The 8964-nt window shown below is 68.6% G+C and carries 8 protein-coding genes; 6 read left to right on the forward strand and 2 right to left on the reverse strand.

The features are described from left to right. From Y706_RS27065 to galK, 3 genes are all read left to right on the forward strand, one after another. Nucleotides 1–1168: alpha-galactosidase (locus tag Y706_RS27065; RefSeq protein WP_043436914.1), on the forward strand; the 1168-nt coding region annotated here is incomplete at its 5' end. 1 nt (nt 1169) lies between these two features. Continuing rightward, nucleotides 1170–2351, forward strand: coding sequence for a galactose-1-phosphate uridylyltransferase (gene galT, locus Y706_RS27070; RefSeq protein WP_043436917.1), 1182 nt, complete (start codon nt 1170–1172; stop codon nt 2349–2351). Continuing rightward, nucleotides 2348–3556 (forward strand): galactokinase, encoded by a 1209-nt coding sequence (gene galK, locus Y706_RS0121530; RefSeq protein WP_028278200.1) that lies wholly within the window; start codon nt 2348–2350, stop codon nt 3554–3556. Before galT ends, galK begins: the two co-directional genes overlap by 4 nt. 18 nt (nt 3557–3574) lie before the next feature. Here galK and Y706_RS0121535 read toward each other — a convergent pair whose 3' ends face one another. Together Y706_RS0121535 and Y706_RS0121540 are read right to left on the reverse strand one after the other, a co-directional pair. Next, a complete protein-coding gene (locus Y706_RS0121535; protein WP_028278201.1) occupies nt 3575–4564 on the reverse strand; it encodes an LLM class flavin-dependent oxidoreductase in 990 nt (329 codons plus the stop codon). 133 nt (nt 4565–4697) lie between these two features. Next, entirely contained in the window at nt 4698–5492 is a 795-nt protein-coding gene (locus Y706_RS0121540) for a glycoside hydrolase family 25 domain-containing protein (protein ID WP_028278202.1), read from the reverse strand. A 159-nt stretch (nt 5493–5651) separates the two neighbouring features. Between Y706_RS0121540 and Y706_RS0121545 the strand changes: the two genes are divergently transcribed. The 3 genes from Y706_RS0121545 to Y706_RS27075 all read left to right on the forward strand — a co-directional run. Next, nucleotides 5652–6521 (forward strand): aldo/keto reductase, encoded by an 870-nt coding sequence (locus tag Y706_RS0121545; protein ID WP_028278203.1) that lies wholly within the window; start codon nt 5652–5654, stop codon nt 6519–6521. Nucleotides 6522–6591: 70 nt separating this feature from the next. Next, a complete protein-coding gene (locus Y706_RS0121550; protein ID WP_028278204.1) occupies nt 6592–7296 on the forward strand; it encodes a type 1 glutamine amidotransferase domain-containing protein in 705 nt (234 codons plus the stop codon). Between the two features lie 49 nt (nt 7297–7345). Next, nucleotides 7346–8964: helicase HerA-like domain-containing protein (locus tag Y706_RS27075; protein WP_253906867.1), on the forward strand; the 1619-nt coding region annotated here is incomplete at its 3' end.

Consider the following 8964-nt stretch of genomic DNA (forward strand, 5'->3'; position numbering starts at 1 on the left):
CGACGCGGTCACAGGCCACGGCATGGAATTCGGGCTCTGGGTCGAACCCGAAATGGTCAACGAAGACTCGGACCTGGCCCGCGCCCATCCGGACTGGATCGCCGGCCCCGCACCCCGGAGCCCCGGGGGGAACCAGTCCGCCGGGGGCAACCCGCCCGACGACGGCGGCCCGGCCGGCCGGCTGACCGGCCGGCTGCCCATGCAATGGCGGCACCAGCAGGTCCTTGACCTGGTCAATCCGGCGGCCTGGCAATACATCCTCGACAGGCTCGATGCCCTGTTGAGCGAATACCGGATCAGTTACCTCAAATGGGACCAGAACCGGGACCTGGCCGAGATGGGCCACGCCGGCCGCCCGTCCGTGCACGCCCAGACTCAGGCCGTCTACCGGCTCCTGGACGAGCTCCGCAAGGCCCACCCCGGCGTCGAGATTGAAAGCTGCTCCTCCGGCGGGGCCCGCGTGGATCTCGGCATCCTGGAGCGCACCGACCGGATCTGGGCCTCGGACTGCAACGATGCCCTGGAACGGCAGACCATCCAGCGCTGGACCGGCGTGGTGGTGCCGCCGGAGCTCGTCGGATCGCACATTGGCCCCACCACGAGCCACACCACGGCGCGTACGCACGATCTCTCGTTCCGGGCGATCACCGCGATGTTCGGCCACTTCGGCCTCGAATGGGATGTCCGGCGCCTCGACGATGCCGAACGTACCGAGCTTGCCCGAGCCATCGCGCTGTTCAAGCAGTACCGGCCGCTCCTCCACAGCGGGCGCATGGTGCGGGCCGACGAGCCCGATCCGGCCCTCCGGCTGCACGGCGTCGTGTCCCACGACGGTGGGGAGGCCCTCTACGCCCTGGTCTCGGTGGCGACCTCGTTCGCCGAAGTCCCGGGGAAGGTCTGCCTGCCCGGGCTGCTCCCGGACACCGCGTACCGGGTGGAAGCGGTCTACCCGGCGGCCGAGGACCGGCGGGCGTTCCTGCAGGCGGCGCCACCGGCGTGGCTTGCGGGCGGCGTCGAGGCGTCGGGACTCTTCCTGGCCGAATCCGGGCTCCCAATGCCGGTCCTGAACCCGGAACACGGGCTGCTCCTGGCAGTCCGCCGTACCACCGCCGGCGCTCCGGCCGCCGATCCAGCCGCAAACAGCGCACACCCCGTGAGGAACCCCTAGCATGGGCCAGATTACGAAACGCTCCCACAAGCTCTCCGACGGCCGGGACATCATCTACTTCGATGATGCCGATACCGTCCTGCCCCCGCACCGGGGCGAGGATCTCCGCGCGCCGGCGGTCCGGCCGCCCACGGCCACCATGCGCCAGGACGTCCTGACCGGGGAGTGGATCTCGATCGCGGCCGCCCGGCAGAACCGGGTGGTCCTGCCGCCCTCGCACCTGGACCCACTGGCCCCGGCGTCGAAGGATAATCCCTCGGAGATTCCGAGCCTCTACGACGTCGCCGTCTTCGAAAACAAGTCTCCCTCCTTCGGGCCGGACCTGGCGGGGGCCGCCGCGCCGGAAGGCCTGGATGACCTCGCCCGGGTAGGGCTGGGGCGCAGCCGGCAGTCCGTGGGCCGGTGCGAAGTGGTGTGCTTCTCCCCGGAACACACCGGCTCCCTGGCGGGCCTGCCCCTGTCCCGGATGCGCACAGTGGTGGAAGCCTGGGCGGACCGGACGGCCGCGCTGTCCGCGCTGCCCGGCGTCGAACAGGTCTTTCCGTTCGAGAACCGCGGCGAAGCGATCGGCGTGACGCTGCACCACCCGCACGGACAGATCTACGCCTACCCGTACATCACGCCGCGCACGGCCCAGTTGGTCCGCACGATCGAAAGTTACGGCGGCTCGCTGTTCGAGGACATCCTCAGCTTCGAGCAGAAATCCGAGCGGGTGCTGCTCCAGGGCGAGCACTGGACGGCGTTTGTCCCGTTTGCCGCGCGCTGGCCGCTGGAAGTGCATATCCTCCCGCACCGGCACGTCCCGGACCTCGCCGCCACGACCGACGAGGAACGCGATGAGTTCTCCCTGCTGTACCGCCAGCTCCTGCGTGGCGTCGATGCCCTCTACGACAGCCCCACGCCGTACATTTCGGCGTGGCACCAGGCTCCCGTCCACGCCCACCGGGACGGCATCCGGCTCATGCTGCAGCTGACCTCGCCCCGCCGGGAGGAGGACAAGCTCAAGTACCTGGCAGGGTCGGAAGCCGCGATGGGGGCATTCATCGCGGACATCCCGCCGGAAACGGCCGCCGCCCGGCTCCGCGACGCCATGGAGGCAGCATCGCCGCCACCGCGTACAGCAGGACTCGAGACATTCCACACAGAACTCCCGGCAACAGAACAGGAAGCAGCCCAGCCATGAACGAGGTCCTTGAACGGGAAAGTGGGTACTTTTCCAGTGAGTTTGGGGGCGTGCCGGACGGCTTGTGGTCGGCGCCCGGGCGGGTCAACCTGATCGGTGAGCACACGGATTACAACGAGGGCTTCGCGTTTCCGATCGCGATCGACAAGCGCACCACGGTGGCGGCCCGCGTCCGCGCAGACCGTCTGCTCCGGGTCACCAGCAGCTCATTCCCCGGTGTCATAGAGGTAAGCCTCGACCGTCTGGAGCCGAATAGCCTCACCGGCTGGGCCGCGTACCCCCTCGGCGTGGCCTGGGCGATGTCCCGGGCGGCAGCCGGCGGCGCCGGTTCCGATGTCGCGTCCGGTTCGGCCGCCGGTTCCGGCGTCCCGTCCCGGATGTCCGGCCTGGACCTGGCGCTGACCTCGGATGTCCCGGCCGGGGCCGGGCTGTCCTCCTCCGCCGCCATCGAATGCGCGGTGGCCTTGGCCCTGAACGATCTCTGGGACGTGGGGTTGGGCAGGCCGGAACTGGCACGGATCGGCCAGCTGGCCGAGAACCGGGTGGTCGGCGCGCCCACGGGCATCATGGACCAGTCGGCCTCGCTCCTGGGCGAGCCCGATCATGGCATCCTGCTCGACTGCCAGAACCTGTCGACCGAGGCGGTTGCCCTCGGCTTCGCCGGTGCCGGGGTGGGGCTGCTCGTGATCGACACCCGCACCAGCCATTCGCATGCCGACGGCGGCTACGCCAGCCGCCGCCGTTCCTGCGAGGACGGCGCCCGCCGCCTGGGCGTCGGCAGCCTGCGGGAGCTGGGCCCGGCCGATCTTCCCCGCGCCGCGGCACAGCTCGACGGACAGACCTACCGCCGGGTCCGCCACATCGTCACGGAAAACCAGCGGGTGCTCGACACCGTGACGGCACTGCGGACCTCCGGCCCCGCCGCGATCGGGCCGTTCCTCAACGAATCGCACGAGTCCATGCGCGACGACTTCGAGATCTCCACCCCTGAGCTCGACCTCGCCGTGGCCAGCGCGCAGGGATTGGGCGCCATCGGCGCGCGCATGACCGGCGGCGGTTTCGGTGGCGCAGCCATTGCTCTGGTCCGCAACGACGGCGCCGCAACGGTGGCCGCGGGAGTTACCCGCGACTTCGCCCGGGCCGGGTACGCGGCCCCGCACATCTTCACCGTCACCGCCTCCGAGGGCGCCCGCCGGGAACTGTAGCCCGGAAGCCCCAGGTCGTTATGCCCGCACGAGGCGGGCGGCGTCGGCCAGAAGTTCCACGGAACGGAGCCGGGGTTCGGTCCCGGTGCTCTGGTGCGCCACGATCAGTTCGTCGGCGTCGGCGTGCGCCGTGAACTCCTCGAGGTACGCAAGAACGGCCTCGGGGGTGCCCACCGCGGAGTACTTCATCATCTGCGCCATCTGCTGGCCCTGGGGCGAGTCCAGGATCATGTCCGCCTCGTCGTCGCTGAACACGCGGCCATTGCCGAAGAACAAGGAGACCCTGGCCCGCTTGGTGGCCTGGAACATCGCCTGCGCCTCAGCGGCGGAATCGGCGGCAATGACATTGACTCCGGCGATCACGTGCGGCGCCTCGAGCTGCGCGGAGGGCCGGAATTCGCGGCGGTAGACCGCCACCGCATCCTGCAGCGCGTTGGGCGCGAAGTGCGAGGCGAACGCATAGGGCAGGCCCAGCTGGGCGGCCAGCCTGGCGCCGAACAGGGAGGACCCCAGGATGTAGAGCGGCACGTTGGTGCCCTTGCCCGGGGTGGCCTCCACGCCCTGGATGCGGGTGGGGCCGCTCAGGTAGCCCTGAAGCTCCAGGACGTCCTGCGGGAAGCTGTCTGCCGACATCGGATCGCGGCGCAGGGCGCGCATGGTGTTCTGGTCGCTGCCCGGCGCCCGGCCCAGGCCGAGGTCGATCCTGCCCGGGTGCAGGGTTTCAAGCGTGCCGAACTGTTCCGCGATGGTCAGTGGCGAGTGGTTGGGCAGCATCACGCCGCCGGCGCCGAGCCGGATGCTGGAAGTGTGGGCCGCGACGTGGGCGATCAGCACACTCGTGGCGGACGAGGCGATCGCGGACATGTTGTGGTGCTCGGCGTACCAGATCCGCCGGTAACCCCGGTCCTCGGCGAGCTGCGCCATGGCCACGCTGCCGGCGAAGCTTTCCGCCGCCGTCTGGCCCGGGCCGATGGTAGCGAGATCAAGAATGGAAAGCGGAACAGTCACGGTAAAGCCGGCCTTTCGTAGCGGAGCAGTGTGCGGGCCGGAGTTTGGACTGCGGTCCTGGGTGGCACCGGGTTTCCGGCGCGGGCACACTGGGGTCAACGACGGCGGCCCCCGGGATATTTCTGCAGGCGGCTCAGCCGCACGAGTAGTTGTAGTCAAGGCCCCCGGAGATGTACTGCGTCATTGAGACCCGGCTGTTCGGGGTCAACCCGGGAAGGGTGCAGTTCGCCTTCGCCTTAGCGGCTGATCCCGCGCCTGCAAGCCAGCTGGGCAGTCCTGCCAGCGGGCTCGTCAACTTCACGGTTCCGGCGATCTGTCCCCACTGGTAGCCCGTGGAGTAGAGGCCCACGCGGGCGCCGATCCTCTTGAAATAGGCGGTCATGCCCTCCAGGACAGCCACGTTGGCCGCTTTGTCGGCCTGCCAGGTGTTTTCCGTCTCGACATCCAGCCACCAGAGGTAGGACTGCGGGCTGCTGACACCGCGGCGTTTGGCGTCGTCCGACGCTTTCGCCCACCCGTACATGTAGGAGCAGGCTTTGAACGTCCCCGCGGCACAGCTGCCGTAGGGGTTGGTGACCTTTACACCGTTGTACGTGTTCGACGTCGGCCACCAGGACCCCTGCCGGCCGGGGTTGGCCGTGTTGACGTACAGCGCCACCCTCGGCTGCGCCGTAGCCGCGGGAGACTTGGCCGTCTTCGCCCAGGTCAGCTGGCTCGCCAGGCAGGGGTTCGTGTTGTTGGCCAGGCCGTTGTTGACGCCGACAATCGCGAACATGGGCTGCTTTGGCAGGGTCTTCCCGCATTGCGGCCAGGACACGTCAATGCCCGGCCCCGGGGAAGTGGCGGCCGAGGCCGGGCTTCCACCCAGGAAGACGAGGCCGAGGGTCACTACAAAGGCCAGTACGATGCGCGGGAGCGAGTTGGGCATGCCACAGTCTAAAGCATAATTTCCAATCGTTAGCGTAAATCCGAAGGGCACATATCCTCGGACCGGACGGCCGCTGCACACGGCCCCGCATCGCGGGCCGAGGACCGGCCGGGCAGGGACCCTTGGAATAGTCAGCAGACTGAGGATGTTCACTTTCCTGTGAGCCACGACAATTCGCAGCATCCGGAAAAATCCGCCACGATCGCCCTCAAGAATCTGGGAACCGTCCACCGGCTGGGCTTCGGCGCCATGCGGATCGTCGGCGACGGCGTCTGGGGCGAGCCGGCAGACCGCGCCGCCGCGGTCGCCGTGGTACGCCGTGCCGTGGAGCTCGGCGTCGACTTCATTGACACTGCCGACTCGTACGGCCCCAACCTCAGCGAGGAAATCATTGCCGAGGCCTTACACCCCTACCGGGACGGCGTCAGGGTCGCCACGAAGGTGGGGTTCACCCGCACCGGACCCAACGCGTGGGTTCCGGTCGGCCGGCCCGAATACCTGCGCCAGCAGACGGAACTGAGCCTGCGCAAGCTCAAGGTCGACTCCCTCGACCTCCTGCAGCTGCACCGGATCGACACCAAGGTGGACCGCGAGGAGCAGTTCGCCGTGCTGCGCGATCTGCAAAAGGAAGGCAAGGTCAAGGCCCTCGGCCTCTCCCAGGTCAGCGTGGAGGAACTGGAGGAAGCCGGGAGGTACTTCACGGTCTCTACGGTGCAGAACCGCTACAACCTCACCGACCGCAGCTCCGAGGACGTCCTCGAGTACGCCGAGGAGAACGGCATCGGCTTCATTCCGTGGGCGCCGATGTCCGCTGGCGAGCTGGCCCGGCCGGGCGGACCGCTCGACGAGGCGGCGAAGCGGCTGGGCGCCACGACTTCCCAGGTGGCGCTGGCCTGGCTTCTGCGCCGGTCCCCCGTCATGATGCCGATCCCCGGCACCGGCTCCGTCAAGCACCTTGAAGAGAACCTGGCCGCCGCCGGCTTCGTCCTCGACGACGCCACCTATGCCGAACTCGAAGCGACCCGCTGAACCGCGCCGCTTCCCATATTTCACCTTATCCACCGTCCGCCGGCCGTGCCGGCAGAACAGGATCAACACCATGGCTAAAAATATTCTGATGGTTGTCTCGGCAGCAGATTCCCTGACCATGCGCGACGGCAGCGACCACCCCACCGGCTACTGGGCCGAGGAGCTCGTCGTCTCCCACCGGACCCTTCTCGATGCGGGCCACACCGTGCACATCGCCACTCCGGGCGGCAAGAAGCCGACGGTGGATGAGGTGAGCCTCGCGGCCGAGTCCGCCGGCGGGCAGGACCGTGCAGATAGCTTCCGCCGCTACATCGATTCCCTCGACGCCGAACTGTCCAACCCGCTGGTGCTGGCCGACGTCGACGCCTCCGCCTACGACGCCGTCGTGATGCCGGGCGGCCACGGGCCCATGGCCGACCTCTACCAGGACGCCGATCTTGGCCGTCTGCTGACGGCCGTCAACACGGCCGGCAAGATCATTGCCCCCTTCTGCCACGGCCCGGCCGGACTGTTGAGCGCCACGGACGACGACGGCGCGTTCACCTTCGCCGGACGCCGCCTCACCGTTTTCACCAATGAGGAGGAGCTGGGTGGCGGCACGGGACCCACTACACCGTGGTTCGTGGAGGACGTCCTGAAGGAGAAGGGCGCGGCAGTGGAGAACGGCGCGGCCTGGACGTCTCATGTTGTGCGGGACGGAAACCTCATCACCGGGCAGAACCCGCAGTCCAGCGAGGACGTGGCCAAGGAGGTCCTCAAGGCCCTCGCCGAATAAGCCACTCTTAGCCGGGTCCGGGAACCCCGGACCCGGCTAAGCTAACCGCATGGCCATCAAATCCACTGCAGACAAAGTCGCCACGATCGTCCAGGGCTACACCCTGGACGGCCCGACGATCGAGCTCGGCGCGGCGATCGTCGACGGCGAACTCCACAAGGAAGCCTCCGTCCGGCTGCCGCTCGCGATGATGAACCGGCACGGCCTCGTGGCCGGGGCGACAGGCACGGGCAAGACCGTCACGCTGCACATGATGGCCGAACAGCTTTCCACCGCCGGTGTGCCCGTGTTCCTGGCCGACATCAAGGGCGACCTCTCTGGCCTGGCCACGGCAGCCACGGGCTCCGAAAAACTCCTGGCCCGCACGGAGAGCATCGGCCAGGCCTGGTCCGGCAAGACTTTTCCGGTGGAGTTCCTGGCCCTCGGCGGCGACGGCAAGGGCATACCGGTCCGCGCCACCATCACCTCCTTCGGCCCCATCCTGCTCTCCCGCATCATGGACCTGAACGAGACCCAGGAATCCAGCCTGCAGCTCGTCTTCCATTTCGCGGACAAGAAAGACCTGGAGCTGATCGACCTCAAGGACCTGCGGGCCGTGATCCAATTCCTGACCTCGGCCGAGGGCAAGGACGAACTTGAGGAACTAGGCGGCCTCTCCAAGGCAACCGCCGGCGTGATCCTGCGCGAACTGATCACGCTCGAGGCGCAGGGTATGGAGAAGTTCTTCGGCGAACCCGAGTTCGACACCGCCGAACTGCTGCGTACCGCGCCGGACGGCCGCGGTGTGGTGAGCTGCCTGGAGCTTCCGACGCTGCAGACCAAGCCCATGCTCTTCTCGACGTTCCTCATGTGGCTGCTGGCCGACCTCTTCGAGGACCTGCCCGAGGCCGGGGACCTCGACAAGCCCAAGCTCGTCTTCTTCCTCGATGAGGCCCACTTGCTGTTCAACGGCGCCACGAAAGCCTTCCTTGATGCCATCACCACCACCGTCCGGCTCATCAGGTCCAAAGGTGTCGGAATTTTCTTCGTGACGCAGACCCCCAAGGACGTCCCCGCCGACGTCCTCGGCCAGCTGGCAAACCGCGTGCAGCACGCCCTCCGCGCCTATACCCCGGAGGACGCCAAGGCCCTCAGGGCCACCGTCTCCACCTTCCCGACCAGCGACTACGACCTCGAGGAGACCCTCACTACCGCCGGCATCGGCGAGGCCGTCATCACAGTCCTGAATGAGAAGGGCGCGCCGACCCCGGTGGCGCTGACCCGGCTCCGCGCCCCGGAGTCCGTGATGGGTCCCAGCACCGACGAGCTGATCTCCAGCACCGTCGCCGCCTCCGCCCTGCTGCCCAAGTACGGCACCGCCGTCGACAACATCTCGGCGTACGAGAAGATCGCCGCCGCAGGCGGCGACCGCACAGGCGCTGCCCCCACCGGGCCGGCGGCCGGGACCGCCCACCACGGCGGCGCCCGGGACAGCGGCAGCCAGGAATCCGCCCAGGGCGGCGGTTTGGACCCCCGCGCCATCGACGCAGAAGCCCGGCGGATCGAGGAGGAAATCCTTGGCCGCCCCAGCAGCCGCCCCGCGCCGGCGCCCAGGACGCCCGACGATGACAGCGTGGCCGAGCGGCGCGCCCCCCGGCCGGCGCAGCCGCCGGCCGGGGGTGGCGGGGG

The organism is Arthrobacter sp. I3 (genome assembly GCF_000520575.1).
Classification (GTDB): Bacteria; Actinomycetota; Actinomycetes; order Actinomycetales; family Micrococcaceae; genus Arthrobacter; species Arthrobacter humicola_A.

What these genes read in the sequence shown, in the direction of transcription:
- galK (WP_028278200.1), top strand. Translation starts at nt 2,348, where the DNA reads ATGAACGAGGTCCTTGAACGGGAAAGTGGGTACTTTTCCAGTGAGTTT.
- Y706_RS0121550 (WP_028278204.1), top strand. Translation starts at nt 6,592, where the DNA reads ATGGCTAAAAATATTCTGATGGTTGTCTCGGCAGCAGATTCCCTGACC.
- Y706_RS0121540 (WP_028278202.1), bottom strand. Translation starts at nt 5,492, where the DNA reads ATGCCCAACTCGCTCCCGCGCATCGTACTGGCCTTTGTAGTGACCCTC.
- galT (WP_043436917.1), top strand. Translation starts at nt 1,170, where the DNA reads ATGGGCCAGATTACGAAACGCTCCCACAAGCTCTCCGACGGCCGGGAC.